Source organism: Desulfarculus baarsii DSM 2075 (assembly GCF_000143965.1).
In the GTDB taxonomy this organism is placed as follows: domain Bacteria; phylum Desulfobacterota; class Desulfarculia; order Desulfarculales; family Desulfarculaceae; genus Desulfarculus; species Desulfarculus baarsii.
On record NC_014365.1, the window covers coordinates 3,264,361 to 3,282,779 of the forward strand.

The 18,419-nt window shown below is 63.5% G+C and carries 15 protein-coding genes; 13 read left to right on the plus strand and 2 right to left on the minus strand.

What is annotated here, in order from left to right:
• Positions 1–12: 12 nt before the first annotated feature.
• Entirely contained in the window at positions 13–2,931 is a 2,919-nt protein-coding gene (locus DEBA_RS17400) for an EAL domain-containing protein (protein WP_013259751.1), read from the minus strand.
• Positions 2,932–3,131: 200 nt separating this feature from the next.
• Between DEBA_RS17400 and DEBA_RS14805 the strand changes: the two genes are divergently transcribed.
• The 8 genes from DEBA_RS14805 (at position 3,132) to DEBA_RS14840 (ending at position 11,286) form a co-directional block, all read left to right on the plus strand.
• A complete protein-coding gene (locus DEBA_RS14805) occupies positions 3,132–3,758 on the plus strand; it encodes a MarC family protein (protein ID WP_043815934.1) in 627 nt (208 codons plus the stop codon).
• A 223-nt stretch (positions 3,759–3,981) separates the two neighbouring features.
• Complete coding sequence (locus DEBA_RS14810; RefSeq protein ID WP_148227887.1) at positions 3,982–5,676, plus strand: sensor histidine kinase; 1,695 nt, start codon at positions 3,982–3,984, stop codon at positions 5,674–5,676.
• Between the two features lie 53 nt (positions 5,677–5,729).
• A complete protein-coding gene (locus DEBA_RS14815; protein ID WP_013259754.1) occupies positions 5,730–6,200 on the plus strand; it encodes a sigma-54-dependent transcriptional regulator in 471 nt (156 codons plus the stop codon).
• A 227-nt stretch (positions 6,201–6,427) separates the two neighbouring features.
• Entirely contained in the window at positions 6,428–8,281 is a 1,854-nt protein-coding gene (locus DEBA_RS14820; protein ID WP_013259756.1) for an SLC13 family permease, read from the plus strand.
• A gap of 37 nt (positions 8,282–8,318) precedes the next feature.
• Positions 8,319–9,224, plus strand: a complete 906-nt coding sequence (locus tag DEBA_RS14825; protein ID WP_013259757.1) for a CBS domain-containing protein — start codon at positions 8,319–8,321, stop codon at positions 9,222–9,224.
• A gap of 98 nt (positions 9,225–9,322) precedes the next feature.
• Positions 9,323–9,526, plus strand: a complete 204-nt coding sequence (locus DEBA_RS14830) for a hypothetical protein (protein WP_013259758.1) — start codon at positions 9,323–9,325, stop codon at positions 9,524–9,526.
• Positions 9,526–9,771: a hypothetical protein gene (locus tag DEBA_RS14835; protein ID WP_013259759.1), complete on the plus strand. Its 246-nt coding sequence runs from the start codon at positions 9,526–9,528 to the stop codon at positions 9,769–9,771. The genes DEBA_RS14830 and DEBA_RS14835 overlap by 1 nt, the downstream gene beginning before the upstream one ends.
• Before the next feature lie 156 nt (positions 9,772–9,927).
• On the plus strand, positions 9,928–11,286 hold the full coding sequence (locus tag DEBA_RS14840; RefSeq protein ID WP_013259760.1) for a putative porin: 1,359 nt from the start codon (positions 9,928–9,930) through the stop codon (positions 11,284–11,286).
• Positions 11,287–11,458: 172 nt separating this feature from the next.
• Here DEBA_RS14840 and DEBA_RS14845 read toward each other — a convergent pair whose 3' ends face one another.
• On the minus strand, positions 11,459–12,529 hold the full coding sequence (locus DEBA_RS14845; protein ID WP_013259761.1) for a 4Fe-4S binding protein: 1,071 nt from the start codon (positions 12,527–12,529) through the stop codon (positions 11,459–11,461).
• A gap of 252 nt (positions 12,530–12,781) precedes the next feature.
• Between DEBA_RS14845 and DEBA_RS14850 the strand changes: the two genes are divergently transcribed.
• The 5 genes from DEBA_RS14850 (at position 12,782) to DEBA_RS14870 (ending at position 18,419) form a co-directional block, all read left to right on the plus strand.
• Positions 12,782–13,507: a molybdopterin-dependent oxidoreductase gene (locus tag DEBA_RS14850; RefSeq protein WP_013259762.1), complete on the plus strand. Its 726-nt coding sequence runs from the start codon at positions 12,782–12,784 to the stop codon at positions 13,505–13,507.
• 923 nt (positions 13,508–14,430) lie between these two features.
• Positions 14,431–15,090: a TetR/AcrR family transcriptional regulator gene (locus tag DEBA_RS14855; protein ID WP_013259763.1), complete on the plus strand. Its 660-nt coding sequence runs from the start codon at positions 14,431–14,433 to the stop codon at positions 15,088–15,090.
• Between the two features lie 25 nt (positions 15,091–15,115).
• Positions 15,116–15,952 carry an SDR family NAD(P)-dependent oxidoreductase gene (locus DEBA_RS14860; RefSeq protein WP_013259764.1) on the plus strand — a complete coding sequence of 279 codons (837 nt, stop codon included), beginning with the start codon at positions 15,116–15,118 and terminating at the stop codon, positions 15,950–15,952.
• A gap of 87 nt (positions 15,953–16,039) precedes the next feature.
• Complete coding sequence (locus DEBA_RS14865) at positions 16,040–17,371, plus strand: MFS transporter (RefSeq protein WP_013259765.1); 1,332 nt, start codon at positions 16,040–16,042, stop codon at positions 17,369–17,371.
• A gap of 25 nt (positions 17,372–17,396) precedes the next feature.
• Positions 17,397–18,419, plus strand: a complete 1,023-nt coding sequence (locus DEBA_RS14870; protein WP_013259766.1) for a zinc-dependent alcohol dehydrogenase — start codon at positions 17,397–17,399, stop codon at positions 18,417–18,419.

The following is an 18,419-nucleotide window of genomic DNA, read 5'->3' on the forward strand; positions in this document are numbered from 1 at the left end:
GTCAACAACCGTTTAGGGCCAAGGCAGCAGCTCGGCGAACTGTTCGGCGGGGGCGGGCTCGCTGAAATAATAGCCCTGGCACAGGTCGCAACCCAGGGCGCGCAGATAGGCCAATTGTTCGGCGGTTTCGACGCCTTCGGCCACCACGCTCAGGCCCAGGCTGTGGCCCAGGCTGACGATGGCCCCGACGATGGCCGCGTCGTTGGCGTCGCGGCCGATGTCGCGCACGAAGCCGCGGTCGATCTTGAGGGTGTCGATGGGAAAATGCTTGAGGTAGTAAAGCGAGGAGTAGCCCGTGCCGAAATCGTCGATGGCCAGGCTCACGCCCAACGCGGCCAGCTCCAGCAGGGTGCGGTTGGCGGCGGTGTCCTGGTGCATGACCACGCTTTCGGTGACCTCCAACTCCAGCAGGCCCGGGGCCAGGCCCGTTTCGCGTAGAATCGTCTCCACCGTCTCGACGAACTCGGGCTGGTAGAGCTGCTTGGCCGAAACGTTGACCGCCAGGCGCAGGTCGCGGCCAGTCATGGTTTGCCAGCGGCTGGCCTGACGACAGGCCTGACGCAGGATCACCTTGCCGATGGCCGTGATCAGCCCGCTCTCCTCGGCCACGGGGATGAATTGGCCGGGCATGACCAAGCCCTTGCCTGGGCTTTGCCAGCGGGCCAGGGCCTCCATGCCCACCACGCGGCCGCTGACCGTCTCGACCTTGGCCTGATAGTGGACGACGAACTCGTCGCGCTCCAGGGCCTGGCGCAGGGCCCGCTCCATTTCCATGCGCAGGTTGGTCTTGGCCTGCATGGCCGGGGTGAACATCTGGTAGTTGTTCTTGCCCCGCTCCTTGGCGCGGTACATGGCCATATCGGCGTTTTTGATCAGCGTCTCGACATCTTGGCCATCATCGGGAAAGACCGTCACGCCAATGCTGGCCCCCAGGTGAAACTCGTGGCCGCCCACGCCGAAGGGCCGGGCGAAGTTGTCCAACACCCGCCGGGCCACCCGATCGGCCCCCAGTTCGCCGTCGATCTCCTCCAGCACCATGAGGAACTCATCGCCACCGATGCGGGCGACGGTGTCTTCGTCGCGCACGCAGCGGCGCAGGCGGCCGGCGATGTCGCGCAGCACATGGTCGCCCACGTCGTGGCCCAGCGAGTCGTTGATCAGCTTGAAATTGTCCAGATCGACGAAGAGCACCGCCACCTTGGAGCCTCGGCGCTCGGCGTGATGCAGGGCCTGGCCCAGGCGGTCCTTGAACAGGTTGCGGTTGGGCAGGCCTGTCAGGGCGTCGTGGTAGGCCTGATAACGGATCTGCTCCTGGGAGCGCTTGATCTCGGTGATGTCGTAAAAAATGGCCAGATAATTGATCACCCGGCCGTGGGAGTCGCGAATGACGGTGACGGTGAGCCATTCGGGGTAGGCCTCGCCGTTCTTGCGGCGGTTCCAGTATTCGCCGCTCCACTGGCCGTGCTCGGCCAGTTGGCCCCAGATCTCCTCGTAGAGGGCCAGGTCCATGGCCTCGGCGCGCAGCACGTCCATTTCCTTGCCGATGACGTCGTCGGAGCCATAGCCGGTGATGGCCGTGAAGGCGCTGTTGACCAGGCGCACCTTGCCATCGGCGTCGGCCACGACAATGCCCTCGATGGAGTTCTCGAAGACGGTGGCGGCCATTTTTTGTTCCTGCTCGGCCAGCTTGCGCTGGCTGACGTCGCGAACCACGCAGACGATCTCGTCGAAGCTCAGCGGGGCCAGGCGGGCTTCGTAATAACGACGCTCGCCGTCGATGGTCAGTTCGTACTCCAGGCCCACCACCTGCCGACGCTCCCGGGCCAATTGCATGGCCGTGGTCATGGCCCGGGCCGCCTCGGGTGGCAGAACCTCGGCGATGGCGCGGCCCATGAAGCGCTCGGGCGGCAAAAACGGCCTGGTCTCGCGGCCGCCCTGGTAGTCGATGTAGCGGCCGGTGGCGTCGAAGCGAAAGAGCAGGTCGGGCAGGGCGTTGAAGACGGCCTCCAATTCCTGGCGTTTGTCCATGATCTGGCGGGTGGCCTTGTCGACGCGGATCTTGAGCTGGCGGTTCCAGGCCAGGAAAACCACCGCCGCCAGCAGCGCCAGCGAAAAGGCCCCGCACAGCCACAGCCATTGGCCGCCGCCCCACAGCGACCGGCCCGCCCAGCGATCGAGGACCGCCTGGCGCTCGGCCTCGTCGATTGCGTCGAAGCCGGCGTTGACCAGTCGCATCATTTCGTCGTGGCCCTCGGCCACGCCGGGGCGCAGATCGTCGGTGTGCACGGGCTTGGCCGTGCGCCGGAACATGTCCTCGGCGTCGTGCTTGGCCAAAAGAAAGGCGGCCACCATCTCGTCGCAGGCGAACACCTCCACCCGGCCGGCGATGGCCATCTTGATCATATCCTCGAAGGTCTCGGCCAGGACAAGCTTGGCCCCCGGGGCCTCGACGCGCAACAGCCCCTCCAGATAATCGCCGCGCACCACGCCCACGCGGAAGCCGGCCAAGTCGCGGCTGTCCACCAGGCCCTTGATTTTGCGCGAAAAAAACAGGTGCGCGTCGACCTTCATGAACGGCCGGCAAAACCACAGCCCGGCCCCCTCGCGGGGGAACAGCCCGCTGATCACGTCGGCCCGGCGCTGGCGGACCATCTCGATGGCCTGGGCCCAATCCACCAGGCGGTAGTCGATGGCCACGCCGGTCTTTTGCGACCACAGCCGCCACATGTCCACGGCCACGCCCCTGGGCCGACCGTCTGGCCCCAGAAACTCGATGGGCGCATAGGTCTTGTCACCGACAACGACGATCGTGCGCCGCTCCTCGGCGGGAGCCTGCCTGGCCGCCCAAGCGGCGTCGCCTCCCAGGGGCGGGGCGCACAATAGCGCCGCCAGAATGACGGTCAGCAGCAGGTTGCGGTCCAGGGCTTTCAATGTGGTTTCCAGGTCAAAACAAAAAATACCCCTCTGGGGCTGAGGGCATATTCTGCCAGAGTCGATGAAGGCAAGCAACGACGCCGAAGAGGTATATTTTATTCCCCCTCACGACAAAATCCGACGCGTATGCCATAATCCGTCCAGCGCCGGGCCGCGCCGCGCGATGACGTTGCACTTCGAGCCTTGGGATGGCCCCCATGACAGACCTTATCGACGATTTTCTGCGTCAGTTCACGGTTTTTTGGGCCACCATCGACCCCATCAGCACCCTGGGCCTTTTCCTGGCCATCACCCCGGCCAAATCGGCCAGGGAAAAACGCTCCATCGCCATGCGGGCCACGCTCTATTCGGCGATCATCCTGCTGGGCTTCGTGATGGTGGGCCAGATCATCCTGACCTACATGGAAATCCGCCTGCAATCGTTCCAGATCGCCGGCGGCATCCTGCTGTTTCTGTTTGGCGTGCAGATGGTCTTCGGTGACGCCGCCCCGCCGCCCGACCAAAAGCCCGAGGCCGGCCACGACGTGGCGGTCTTTCCCCTGGCCATCCCTTCCATCGCCAGCCCCGGGGCGATCATGGCCGCGGTGCTGATGACCGAAAACAGCTCGCACACGACGGCCATGCAGTGTTTCACCCTGGGGGTCATGGGGGTTGTCCTGCTGATCACCCTGGTGCTGATGCTCATGGCCAACAAGGTGTTTCGCCTGCTGGGCAACGCCGGCAGCGCCGTGGTGGTGCGCGTCATGGGCATTTTGCTTTCGGCCATGGCCGTGGAGACGGTCATCCATGGCCTGGGCGGCCTGGGGTTGATCCCCATAAAGTAGCAGCGACGCCTCCAACGCCCCCAATCCGCCGCCCAGGCGGGCGCTCTTGATGGAGCGCCTCCGTTAGGGGCAAGGCCCTACCGAAAATTAAGACCAGCCCATCCCCAAAAGGGGCCTTCGCCCCTATTTTGTCTTTTCGCCGCCTTGGCGACAATTTGCCCATCGAAACACTTGGCGTGTCGGGCCTTGGCCGAACGCGGCCAGAGAGGCGATGGGCGGCGAAATGACCAACAAAAACGAAAACCACTACCGCGCGCTTAAGAACAAGATCCTGGCGGCGATGATCGTGGCCCCGGCCATCCCCTTCCTGCTGGTGGTGGCGGTGGGCTTTTATTATTTCACCGCCTCCATCGAGCGCGAGACGTTCGCGCGCATGGTGCGCATCGCCGAGGATCATCGCCAGGCCATCGAGATGTTCCTGACCGAACGCCGCGGCGACCTGACCATCATCGCCAACTCCTTTTCCATCGCCCAAATGAACAACCCCGAGGAGCTGCGCAACATCTTCGACACCCTGCGGCAGAACTCGCCGGCCTACACCGACCTGGGCCTGTTCAACCCCGAGGGCGTGCAGACGGCCTACGTGGGGCCCTACAGGCTGGCCGGCAAACAATACAAGGACGCCCCCTGGTACAAGGGCGTGCTGGGCAACGGGTACTACATCAGCGACGTCTTCCTGGGCTACCGCAAGAGCCCCCACTTCATCATCGCCATCGCCATCCAGGACGGCGACCAGATCTGGGTGCTGCGGGCGACCATCGACACGGTCTTTTTCTCCGACATGGTCGAGAAGGTGCGCATGGGCAAGACCGGCGAGGCCTACCTGGTCAACGCCCAGGGCGTCTTCCAGACCCAGCGCCGTTCGGGCGGCGAACTGCTGCGGGCCGACCCGGAGCCCATCGCCCACTCCGAACGCTTCGAGGGCGTGCGCACCTTCGCCGCCGACGACAAGAGCGGCGACGCCTACCTCTACGGCGCCACCTGGCTGAGCGAAAAGGACTGGCAGCTCATCGTGCGCCAGGAAAAGGCCGACGCCTTCCGCGACCTGCGCACGGCCTGGCTGCTGGCGGCCTTGATCCTGGTGTTGGGCGTGGCGGGCATCGTCAGCATGGGCTTCTACCTCACCGGCAAGATCATCGCCCGCCTCAGCCGCATCGACAGCGAAAAGAGCCAGCTCAACCAGCAACTGATCGTGGCCAGCCGCCTGGCCGAGATCGGCGAGATGTCGGCCGGCTTCGCCCACGAGATCAACAACCCCCTACAGATCATCCGCTCCGAGCAGACGCTCATCTCCGTCATTCTCGATGACATGCGTCAAGCCGGAACGCTGCCCCAAACACCCGATACGGCTGAGCTCCTGGACTCCGTCCAACAAATCAAGCTCCAAATTGACAGGTGCGGAAACATCACCCAGTCGATCCTCAAGTTCGCTCGGCAAAAGGATGTCACTCCCCAGGAGCTCAGCCTTTCCCAATTGACGCCCGAGATCGTGGCCATGGTGCGCAAGAAGGCCCAGGTCAACGGCGTGGAGTTGGCCATTTCCAGCGATCCGGCCACGCCCAAGGTCCAAGGCGACGCCAGTCAGGTGCAGCAGGTGCTGCTCAACCTGATCAACAACGCCATGGACGCGGCCATCGCCCGCCACGGGGCCAGCGGCGGGCGGGTGGAGCTGCGCGTGGGCGTGGACGGCGAAGGCCAGGCGCGCCTGAGCGTCAGCGACAACGGCGTGGGCATCAGCGAGGAAAACCTGCGGCGCATCTTCACGCCGTTTTTCACCACCAAGCCGGTGGGCCAGGGCACGGGCCTGGGCCTGTCGGTGTGCTTTGGCATCATCGACGCCATGGGCGGGACCATCGACGTGGCCAGCCAGGTCGGCCAGGGCTCGACGTTCACCATCACCTTGCCGGCGGCCGCCTGAAAACGGCCGCCTGAAACATATGGACAACGAACCCCCTGTCACGGGAGGAAACAATGCCGATCATGAAACTGTTGCTGGTCGACGACGAGGAGCGCTTTTTGCAGACCACGGCCAAGCTGCTGGTCAAAAAGGGCTACGAGCCGCTGACGGCCACCAGCGGCGCGGCGGCCCTGGAGCTGATGGAGGCCAAGCACGTCGACGTGGTGATCCTGGACGTCAAAATGCCGGGCATGGACGGCGTGGAGACGCTCAAGCACATCAAGACCCGTTTCCCGCTGGTGGAGGTGATCATGCTCACCGGCCACGGCACCATCGATTCGGCGGTGGAGGGCATGCGCACCGGGGCCTTCGATTACCTGACCAAGCCCTGCGAGATCGAGGAGCTGATGACCAAGGCCGACGAGGCCTACGCCAAACGTCAGCAGATGGAAGAGAAAATACGCCTGGCCCAGATGCGCAAGGCCATCCACTCGCCCCGCGAAGTGGTCAAGGAAACCGACCAAGGCGGCTGGAGCCAAAGCTAGCGCCGGAAAGGAACCGGGCCAATGGCGACGAAAGAGCAACGCAAATGGGTCACGCGCCTCGGGCGCGACACCGAACGAAAGATCTACTTCTACCTGGCGCTGATAATGTCCGCGGTCTGGATAGTCAAAGAGTTGATCGAAACCTGAGACGGCTCTGAACTCCGCGGCGCGGAATTTGAATCCGGCCGGCGCAGACCAACCGCCGGCGACACAGGCGAGGTGCCGAGATGACCCAAGCAAAAACCGAGCACAAGGCTACCGGCTACGATCGATACATAGACTGGAAGAAGTTCCTCATTCCCCTGATCCTCTTTGCCGCCATCATCGCCATGCCCGTCCCCGACAGCATGATGAAGGTGGGCTCCGAGGTGGCGTTGGGCTCCAAGCTGGTGCGCCAGAACATCGCCCAGCAGGTGTTCAACTCCGACTACGCCGATCTGAACCAATGGCAGGGCCAGACGGTGCAATTGATGGAGGCCTGCGTCAACAAGGCCTCCTTTGGCTACGATAACTTCATGAAGCGCGACGTCAAGTGGGCCAAGAAGGCCGGCGTGGCCACCAACAAGACCAACCTGGAAAAGGCCAAGGCCGAGGCGCAAAGGCTGGGCAAGGCCGCCTTCGAGTCCATGCTGCAAAGCGCCCACAAGCTCAAGAAGGAAGGCGTGCCCGTCGATCAACTCGAAGGGACCGATCGCAAGCGGGTCATTGACGCCGGCTTCCAGGTCAAGGCGGCGGTGGCCCTGGTGGCCTTCGTGGTGGGCTGCTTCCTGACCGAGGCCCTGCCCCTGCCCATGGTGGCCTTCTGCATCGGCATCATCGGCATGCTCACCGGCATCCTCGACCGCGAGACCATCGCGCCGCTTTATTGGTCCGACGCCACCTGGTTCATCATGGGCTCGCTGATGTTCGCCGTGGCCTTTGTCAAGACGGGCGTGGACCGGCGCATAGCGCTGATGATGTTCGGCAGGCTCAAGACGCCATCCATACGCTGGGTGACGCTGATCATCATTCTGATCATCTCGCCGCTGACCATGTTCATGAGCGACCACGCCCTGGCGGCGATGTTTCTGCCCATCGGCATCGTGCTCTACACCATGACCACCTCGGCCATGGGCGAGGACGACCCCGAGTTGGCCAAGATCCTGATGATCACCATCTGCATGGCCTGCAACCTGGGCGGCTCGCTGGCCCCTTCCGGCGCGGCCCGCAACATCATCATGATGAGCTACGCCGAGGACATGTTCGGCGTGACCATCGGCTTCGGCCAGTGGATGATCTACTGCGTGCCCTTCCTGTTCTTCGTCATGCCGCTGACCTGGTTTGTGATCAACTGGCGCTTCAAGCCCAAGTTCACCGACCTGGGCCCGGCCATCGGCTACGTCAAGAGCCAAATCGCCACCGAGGGCAGCGGCTGGACCAAGCAGCAGATCGTCTCGGTGACCATCTTCCTGCTCATGCTCTTTTCGTGGATCACCGAAAACAACCTTATCTATAGCCTGACGGGCATTCGCTTCGGCATCGGCGTGCTGGCGGTGATCGGCGGCCTGGCCTACATCCTGGCCGGCGTGGTCAACTGGCGCGACTACCAGACCGGCGTGGACTGGGGCGTGGTTTGGCTCTACGCCGGCGCCATCGCCTTCGGCCGCATCCTCACCAGCACCGGCGGCGCTTATTGGATCGCCCAGAGCATCATCGATCTGACCGTGCCCCTGGGCCTGGGCAGCGGCCTGGGCCTGTTCCTCAGCGGCAACGTCATCACCGCATTCATCACCCAGCTCATGGCCGACGGCCCGGCCTGCGCGGCGGTGGGACCGGTGACCTTGGCCATGGCCGGCCTGGTCCACCCCGGCACCAGCATGGTCCCCTTCACGGCCATGAGCACGGCCATCGCCTCCTCGCTGGCCTACTGCCTGATCATCGGCACGCCGCCCAACGCCATCGTCTACGCCAGCGGTTACCTGGAGCAGAAGGACTATCTGCGCGCTGGCGCGATCCTGCTGGTGACCAACCTGGCTGTCTTGATGCTGATGGCGGCGTTCTACTGGAACTGGCTCGGCTTCCCCGGCATGCCCGGTTATTGAGTTGCGGACTGGCGATTAGGCCCCAAAGGAGGCGACCATGACTGACAAGACGATCAAGGTTCTCTTGGTTGACGACGAGGCCCAGTTCCGCGCGACCACTGAGAAGATCCTGCAACGCAAAGGCTTCCAGACCATCCTTGCCGCCGACGGCCGGCAGGCCCTGGAAAAGATTGCCCAAAAACCCGACGTGGTGATCCTCGACATCAAGATGCCGGGCATGGACGGCCTGGAGACCCTGCGCGAACTGCGCAAGCTCAGCGCCACCACGCCGGTGATCATGCTCACCGGTCACGGCTCGGGCCACCTGGCCCAGGAGGCGCTCCAGCACGGCGCCAGCGACTTCCTGGCCAAGCCCTGCGACATCGACCTGCTGGCCTCCAAGATCTACGAGGCCTGCCACGTTGTCGGCGGCAAGGCCAAGGCCGACGAACGCCGCGTGGGCGAGGTGATGGTGCCGCTGTCGGAATACACCACCCTGGCCGAAAGCGCCACCGTGGCCCAGGCCATCAAGGCCCTGCGCGAATCCTTCGTCAGCCGCCAGGCCACCGACAGCATCATGGAGACCGGCCACCGTTCGGTGCTGGTGGTCGACGGCCACGGCGAGGCGGTGGGCCTTTTGTCCATCGGCGACCTGATGCGCGCGCTGATGCCGCCCTACCTCAGCGCGCCCAAGCCGACCCTGGCCGAGACCATCCAGTATTCACCCATGTTCTGGACGGGCATGTTCAGCCTGGCCCTGAAAAAGTTGGCCGACCGGCCCATCGGCGAGATCATGTCGCCGGCCCCGCCGACCATCTCCGCCGAGGCCAGCCTGCTGGAGGCGGCCTACCTGATGCTCAAAAACGGCGCGCGGCGCCTGGCCGTGCGGGGCAACGGCAAACTGGCGGGCGTGGTCCGCGAGCAAGACTTGTTCTTTGAAATGGACCGGCTGCTGCGCGCCTGAGGGCGCGGCCGCCGAGGCCTGAAACCAAACCCGCGCCGCGCCCCTTTCGCCAAACGCCAAAAGCGGCGGAAGGGGCGCGGCCGCCTCGGGAGGCGATCATGGAAGGCCTGATGCAAGATTTCACGCGCCAGTCGATCTTGGCCCTTTTGCTGGTCATTCCAGCCTGGAAGGTCTGCCAGAAGGCCGGCTTCGACCCCAAGTGGGGCCTGTTGGTCTTCGTGCCCTACTTGGGCTACCTGGCCCTGAGCCTCAAGCTGGCCCTGAGCCCCTGGCCGGCCGCCAGCGGGCGGGGAGGCCGCTGATGGGAACCTGGGCCGGGCAAGACCCGTTGGCGCTGTTGGTGTTGATCGCCTTGGGCCTGTTTGGCCTGTGGGTCACCGGGCGCATCGTGCAAAAGGCCGGTTACGTCCGCTGGTGGGCCCTGGTCATCCTGGTTCCGCTGCTCAATCTGGTCTTCATCTGGGTCTTCGCCTTCGCGCGCTGGCCCGCCCAGCAAACGCTCCCCGAGGCGAGCGAGGCCCGTGGGCCCCGCCTCAAGGCAAAATGAGGCCAAGGCCCACGGCGAAATGGGGTCGATGTTCTATTTTGCAACAGCGCCGACCCGGATATTGTCAACATAAGCGACGCCCCCAGCAGGAGACCAGCGTCACGGGCCCGCCCCCAACGGCCGGCCCCACCGTCAGAGGAAGGGAGATTCACCGCCATGAGGAAAAAAAGCTGGTCATTGATTATCTTGGCGGCGCTTGGCGTCATGCTCTGCGCGCCGCCGGCTTGGGCCGCCAAGCTAGACGACGTGCTGCAAAAGCTGGAAAAATTGACGGCCACCGTGGAGTCGCAGCAAAAACTCTTGGACGCCCAGGCCCAGGAGATCGACCGCCTTAAGGGCGAATTGGGCAAGCAAAGCGTCGAAACCGCCGCCACCAAGGCCAAGGTGGACCAGGTCGAGAAAAAGGCCGACTCCCCCGTCACCCTGGCCAAGATCAAGGACGCCATCGGCGACAAGTTCTCTTTTTCCACCGACCTGCGCCTGCGCTACGAAGGTCTCTACGATCGCAACAGCGGCGGCGTCGACCTGGACGACCGCAACCGCTTCCGCATCCGCTGGCGCGTCTTTGGCGATTTCCAGGCCACCGACGAACTGGCCATGCACGCCATGCTCACCACCAGCAGCGGTTCGTGGTACGACAATGGCTCCAACAGCCGCAACTGGCAGCCGGGCCGCACCTCCAATCAAACCCTGGACGACGAGTTCAACAACAAAGACGTCTTCGTCGGGCGCATCTTCGCCACCTACATGCCCAAGTGGCTGCCCGATCTGGAGATCGGCGCGGGCAAGTTTAAAAATACCTTCATGCACACCGACATCATGTGGGATCCCGACGTCAACCCCGAGGGCGCTTACGAACGCTATCAATACAAGGGCTGGAAGACCGTCCAACCCTTCGTGCACTTCGGCCAGATGGCCGTCTCCGAAAACAACAAGACCGAGGACGCCTATTTGTTCCTGTGGCAGGCCGGCGCGCAGGTCAACCTGCCCGCCGATGTCAAGTGGACCGTGGCCGGATCCTATTATGACTGGACCAACCTCAACAAGAGCGACATGAGCAAGATCGAGGGCACCAGCGCCGGCAACAGCGTCGGCGCCGACGGCAAGTACCTCTACGAATACCGCCTGGCCGAGGCGATCACCTTCCTCGAGTTCAAGGTGGCCAACCTGCCGCTCAAGCTGTGGTTCGACTACATCATCAACACCGCCAGCAACGTGCCAACCGACAACGACACCGCCTGGTCCACCGGGTTTTTGCTGGGTAAGGCCAAGAAAAAGGGCGACTGGGCCGTCTACTTCAAGTACGCCGAAATCGAGCCCGACGCGGTGGTGGGCGCCATCGCCGACGGTGACTTCTATGGCGCCAATCGCAAGGGCTACAAGCTCCAAGGGCAATATCAGCTCTATGACCCGTGGCAGATCGCTCTGAGCTGGTTCCAGACCGACAGCATGGTCGGCCCGGAAGAAAGCGAGGACCGTTTGCAGCTGGACATGATCTTCAAGTTCAGCCTTTAGTCCATCCCCCCTCCCCGGTTCCTCCCCGGAACCACCCCCCGGGGTCGGCCGATTTTGCCGGGTCGGCCGACCCCAATTTAAAACAAGCCCGGCGCACCCCCCTCGCCCCGGGCACGAAAAAGGGGCCCCCGCGCGGGGCCCCTTCAATTTTTTACCGCGCGGACGCGGGTGGTTAGATCAAACCACGCTTCTGGGCCATGAACATCATCTGATCGGCGCTGGTGCGCGGCGGCACGGCCAGTTGCGCGGACGGCTTGGCTTGCAACGTCAGCGCCTCGGTCGGGCAGGTGGTCACGCACAGGCCGCAGCCGATACAGCGATCCAGGTCGATGCGCGCCAGACCGTCATCGCCCATGACAATAGCCTTCATCTGGCAACGATCCAGGCACGTCTCGCAGCCGGTGCAGGCGTCTTTGTCCACCACCGCGAAATGGTTCGAGAAAACTATTTCGGCCGGCTTGGGATGCAGATTCAGCGCCCGCAGCACGCCACAACAGTCACCGCAACAATTGCACATGCCCGCCGGATTCTGCGCCGTGCCCGGCTGCGTCACCAGACCCGCCTCCTGGGCCTTGGTCACCAAGGCGATGGCCTCGTCCACATCGACCCGCCGGCCCATGTCGTGGTCCAGATAATATTGGGCCATCGAACCAAACATGAAACAGGCCTCCAACGGCTTGCCGCAACCCTTGCCCACGGTGATCTGCTGCTTGCGACAAATGCACTCGGTGACCACGATCAGCTTGGCCGCCCGCAAAAGCTGGCAGGCGTCGTCGAAAGAAGCCACGTTGTGGGCCACCGGCACCGCTTTTTGCACAGGAATCGTGCGCAAAAACGCGCCCAGGCTGGTCTGCATGGCCTGGGTGAACTGGGCCTCGGCAAAATAACGCTCCATCAGCCCGGCCAGCTCCGGCCCGATGCGCTTGACCTGGAACTCGAACAAACCATGAATCACCGGGATGGCCCCGTAAAGCGTCTGATCACCCTTGCGCAGGCTGAACAACAACCCCCGCTCGGCCATGTCGGCCAGCTTGACCGCCATCGCCGCCACCTCGCGGCCCAGACGCGGCGCAATGACCTCGGCCGGCTCCACCTTGGGGCTCATGGCCAAAAAGACCTCGGCGTCATCCTCGCTGAACAAATGACGCAAAATCTCCAGCTCCACCCCCGAATCGGTCTGGGGAAAGCCCAGCGAATAAGTGTCCAGGCGCTGTTGCAGTCGGCGGAAAATATCGTCGGCCATCGGTTCCTCCTAGCCATGCCGCCGCTACGGCGACGGATTATAGATCGAACGTTCGTTCTGATTTTTGTAGCATACACAATTCCCCACGCCCCGGCAAGGCGCTTTCACCCCAATGCCGCCCGCTGGTTGGCTTTTTCCCAGCGACGCACTTATCATTAAATAAAAGCCGCCGGCGCGGGGACAATAAAGCGTGCGCCGCCCGCGTTAAAAAGCCACGGCAAATCGCGCGATTCATGACGTGAGGGACCAGATATGGACTCAACGCGAAAAAAAACTTCCCGCCACGGCCGGCGCTGGTTCTTGCGCACCCTGGGCCTGACAATCCTGGCCCTGGCCGCGCCAAAAGCGGCGTGGGCCTTTTTTGTGCGCGGCTTTCCCGTGCGCACGGTGGAAGACGAACGCTTCGACTTCGACCCGGCCAGCGGACTGCTCACCTGGCCAGACGGCCGGCGCGAAACCTATCGGCTACGCATCGACGGCCTGGTCCAACAACCGCTCAACCTCACCCACGCCCAACTGACGGCCATGGAGCAAACCAGCCAGATCAGCGATTTTCACTGCGTGGAGGGCTGGTCGGTGGCTGATCTGCGCTGGGGCGGCCTGAGCGGACCGCAAGTGCTGGCCCTGGCCCAGCCCTTGCCCCAGGCCCGCTATGTGGTTCTGCACGCCATGGGCCGCACCGACCGGCAACCCGACGGGCTGGACCACTACGTGGAATGCCTGCCCCTGGCCGACCTGGCCGACCCCCAACGCCAGATCATCCTGGCCCTTACCCTGGACGGCAAACCCCTGCCCGCCGACCACGGCGCGCCACTGCGGCTGATCGCGCCGCTGGACATGGCCTACAAAAGCATCAAATTCGTGGACCGGCTGGAGTTTTCGGCCACCGACCGGCCCGGTTGGTGGACGGCGGCCAACCCCATTTACCCCAGCGACGCCCCCGTGCCAGCCCAACGCCTGCGCCGCAAGGCTCGCTGAGCACCGCTGACTCTGGGCGCCAACGCCCTTTCATCGCCGGTTAGGTCGGCGATGGTAGTGACGGTAGTGACGGTTGGTTTGGGTTGGCCGGCCCGCCGTGGTTGGTTGGAATTTACACAACATGGCGGAAGAATTAAGAAAAGGTGGAAAATCTAATTTTGAGATAAGAACAAGGTGAAGGCGAAGAAATAAGAGAAAAGAAATAAAAGAGAAGAAGAATAAGAATGAAGAGTAAGAATCAAGAATAAGAAGAAGAATAAGAAAAAGCCATTGCGGGGCGGGAGGGGGCTCTTTTGCGGCGACAAAACCGCCCCCTCGCCCGCCCCGCGCCCCACCCCTCCCCCGCAAAATAGCCTTCCGACCGCTGGGGCGCGTTTGTGGCTCCGAGGTGTCCGTGGCCACGCCGCCCGTTCGCGGCGCTGGTGCATGGGCTCTTAGAAGTCGGGCGCGGCTGCTTTGATAGCGGCGCTACAAAGAATCGCGGAATCGCGTTGGCTGGATTTAGCGGCCTATCACCGGGAGCCATGGAGGGTAGGTGATAACCTCCCCTACTCGACCCGCTCTGCCTGGCCGGGCACCGGCCCACCGGGAGCCACGGAAGGTAGGTGTTAACCTGGCCTACTCGACCCGCTCTGGGAGGCCGGGCACCGGCCCACCGGGAGCTACGGACGGTAGGTGTTAGCCCGGCCTACTCGACCCGCCTTGCCTGGCCGGGCGCCGGCCCCGCTCTGCCTGGCCGGGCGCCGGCCCCGCTTTGGGAGGCCAGGCACTGGCCCGGCCTTGCCTGGCCGGGAGCCGGCCGCTTGAAGGGGCCGGGCTTTTCCGTCAAGCTAGCGGTTGGTGATGAAAAAGCATTGACAGGGCGGAGGCCGATACAATAACATCCTGCTGACTGAACGTACAGTCATTGATTGGAAGCGATCATGCCCAAAGAGACTTTCAAGAACATCCCCGAGGCCAAGCGCCAGAAATTCCTCAACGAAGCGGCGTTGTTGTTTGCCGGGAAAGGCTATGCCGGGGCGGACATGGGCGAACTGGCTCGGCGGGCCGGCGTGTCCAAGGGTTCGATCTACAATTATTTCGAGAGCAAGGAAGACCTATTCCTTTATGTCTGCTCCTTCAACCTCGAACTTTCGCGTCAGGCCATTTACGGCACGATGGACCCGGATTGGGACATTTATCGCCAGATCGAGCATATTTTCGAGAGCGGGGCGCGTTTTATCGGCGATCACCCCGAGTTCATGGTCATTTATCTGAGCATGAGCGCCCCGGGCATGGAGCAATTTTCCCGGGCGCTGGCCCGCGAGACCGAGAAATTCACCAGCGACCATCTCAAGCGCGAGTTGGCCAAGGGCATCGCCGCCGGCGTGGTGCGGGCCGATTTGGACATCAAGCTGACGGCTTTCATCGTCAACGGCTTATACATCCTGTTTTTGTCCTCGCTGATGAGCGCCTATTTCCAGATCCGCATGAGTGAATACATGGAGATCGAAGGCGCGATCACCCCCGAGACGACGCGGGAGTTTTTGCAAAAAACCGTGGACCACATTCACAAGTTGCTACGGCCGCCCGCGGTCAAATAGCCGCGCGCGCCCGGCGGAGGTTACGATGTATCCAGACCTGAAAGACAAGACAGCCCTGGTCACCGGGGCGGGCAAAAGAACGGGCATTGGCTACGCCATCGCCAAGGCCCTGGCCCAAAACGGCATGAACATCGTAATCACCGACCTGGGCGGCGCGCCCGCCGAGATCGCCGGCATCAAGACCGGCTCCAGCGGCGAGATGACTGACATTTGCCGCGAACTGACCCAGGATCATGGCGTAAAGGCCTTGGCCCTGGAGATGGACATCATCGACAGCGCCTCCATCGAAAAGGCCGTGGCCGCCGTGCGGGAGGCGTTCGGCCGGCTGGACGTTTTGGTCAACAACGCCGGCGCGGTGCTGGGCGCGCCCCAGGTGGTCCACAATTACGACGAGGCGGCCTGGATCAAGACCATCGACATCAACCTGCACGGCGTTTTTCGTGTCTCCAAGGCCTTCGTGCCGATCATGCTGGGCGCGCCGGCGGCCATCGTCAACATCGCCTCGCGGGCGGCCAAGCGTCCGCCGCTGTTCAACGGCGCCTATGGCGTGGCCAAGGCCGGCGTGGTCATGCTGACCAAGGTCATGGCCATGGAGTTGGGCGGCCAGAATCTGCGGGTCAACGCCGTCTGTCCCGGCCTGATCATGACCGACATGCAGGTCCAGCGCATCCAGATGGAGGCCGACGTTTTCGGCACGACCTTCCAGGAGGCCGAAGCCCGCCTGGCCAAGGACGTGCCGCTGGGCCGCATCGGCAAGCCTTCCGAGGTGGCCGATATGGTGGTTTATCTGGCCTCTGGTCAGGCGTCATACATCACCGGCCACGCCTACAACGTGGGCGGCGGCATCACCATGGAATTGTAGCCAGACCCAGGCTTTTTTCGGCGGTTCGACGAGCCGGCTCGCCATAAGCGCGCCGGAGTTCGGCCACAAACAAACCCGGAGGCTGCAATGTCCAAGGCCCACGCCCATCACGACGACTATCTCATGCCAAAAGGCTATTCGTTCTATCTGTTTGGCTTGCTGTTTCTGCTTTATCTGTTCGACTACATCGATCGCCAGGTGATCATCGCCCTGTTCCCCTACCTCAAAGACCCGGTGGACGGCTGGGGCCTGAGCAACGCCCAGTGCGGCATGCTGGTTTCGGCGGTGTATTGGTCGATCCTGATCTGCACCTTTCCCGTGTCGATCATCGTCGATCGCTGGAGCCGCAAAAAGAGCATCGGCATCATGGCCACCTTCTGGGGCTTGGCCACGCTGGCCTGCGCTTTCACGCAAAATTTCAGCCAGCTTTTCGCGGCCCGTACGGCCATCGGCGTTGGCGAGGCCGGCTACGCCCCCGGCGGCACGGCCATGATCTCGGCCATTTTTCCCGAGCGCATCCGTTCGCTGATGGTGGGCGTCTGGAACAGCTCCATCCCCCTGGGCATGGCCATGGGCATTGTGCTGGGCGGGCTGGTGGCCGGGACTTTTGGCTGGCGGCACGCCTTTGGCATCGTGGCCATCCCGGGGCTGATCGTGGCCATTTTGTTTTTCTTCGTGCGCGACTACAAGACGGTCAACCTCGATAAGAGCGACCATCCCGAGGCCAACCTGGCCAAGCAGACCAAGGCCATCCGCCAGAGCATGTCCAAGATGGACATCTTCCGCGCCTTTGCCGGCACGCCCTCGCTGCTTATGACCTATCTGGGCTTTTCGGGCATGATGTTTTTGTCCACCTCGCTGGTCACCTTCATGCCGACATATTTCCACGACATCCAGGGTCTTGCCCACGATCAGGCCAACCTGATGACCAGCGGCGTGCTGTTGACGGCCATCATCGGCGCGCCCCTGGGTGGTTTCGTGGCCGATCGCTGGTTTCGCGTCAACCCCAAGGCCAGGCTGCTGGTGCCGGCCCTGTCGGCGGTGGTCTCGGCCGCGCTCTACATCATCGGCTTTGGTTTCATGGAAAAAGGCGCGTTGCAATACGTGGTCTTCGTCCTGGGCGGCGGCGTGAGCATCATGTACACATCCTCGGCCATCGCCGTGACCCAGGACGTCATTCACCCCGGCTTGCGGGCCATGTCCTACGCCCTGTGCGTCATCACCCAGCACATGTTCGGCAGCGCCATCGGCCCCTTCGCCACCGGGGCTTGGATCGACGCCCACGGCGTGGTTTCGGCGCTGTCGCTGGTGCCGGTGGTGGCCATCGTCTCGGGGGTGATCTTTTTCATCGGGGCCCAGTTTTACGAGCGCGACCTGGCCAAGGTGGCCAAGGTGCGCATCGAGGCGGAAGAGCGATGAACAACATTCAGCGGGAGGCCGTCCAATGAAGGCCGTAGTCTACCGCGCCGGCCGGGGCCTGGCCTGCGAAGACATCGCCGCGCCCCGGCCCCAGGCCGATCAGGTGTTGGTGCGGGTGATCAACTGCGGGTTTTGCGGCTCGGATCATTCGCTGGTCCAGAGCGGCATGCTGGCCGACGGCTACGTGCTGGGCCACGAGATCAGCGGCGTCGTCGCCGAGGTGGGCGCGGATGTTTCGGGCGAGCTGCTGGGCCAGCGGGTGACGATCCGGCCGACATATTGCGGCCAATGTCCCGAGTGCCTGGCCGGCAAGCAGATGTTTTGCCAGCAAAACCGCCGCAGCACCGGCATCGGCGACCTGCCCGGCGGCTTTGCCGAGCAGCTTGTCTGCTACCCCCAGATGCTCATCCCCATCCCCGCCGGCGTCGACAGCCAAAACGCCGCCCTGGCCGAGGTGTTCGCCACTGGCCTGCACGGCGTGAAGGTGGCCGGCCGCGCCGGCGGTTCGGCCCTGGTGCTGGGCGGCGGGCCCATCGGCCTGGGGTTGATCAAGCTGCTCAAGCTGCAAGGCTTCGGGCCGGTTGGCCTGGGCGAGCCCCAGGCGGCCAAGCGCGAGCTGGCCCTGAGCTGGGGGGCCGACTTTGTCCTGGACCCCTTGAGCCAGCCCCTGGGCGAGGCCGTCCTGGCCCACACCGACGGCCGGGGCTTCGACGTGGTTTATGAATGCGCCGGCGCGCCCGACAACGTCCAGGCGGCCATGGACGCCTGCGCCCGTTTCGGCGTGGTCTGCGTGCTCAGCGTCATGGCCCGGATGGCCCAGATCCTGCCGCTGACGCTCAACTTCAAGGAGATCATCCTCACCGGGGCCTATGGCAACGACCACGCCGAAAACCGCCAGATCCTGAATTGGATGGCCCAAGGCCGCCTGGACGGCCGGGGAATGATCAGCGACCTGATCGGCCTGGAGCAACTGCCGGCGCTCTACCAAGAGCGCATCCATCCGGGCCAGGCCATCAAGGCGATGCTGCGCGTGGGGCCGGAGTTCTAG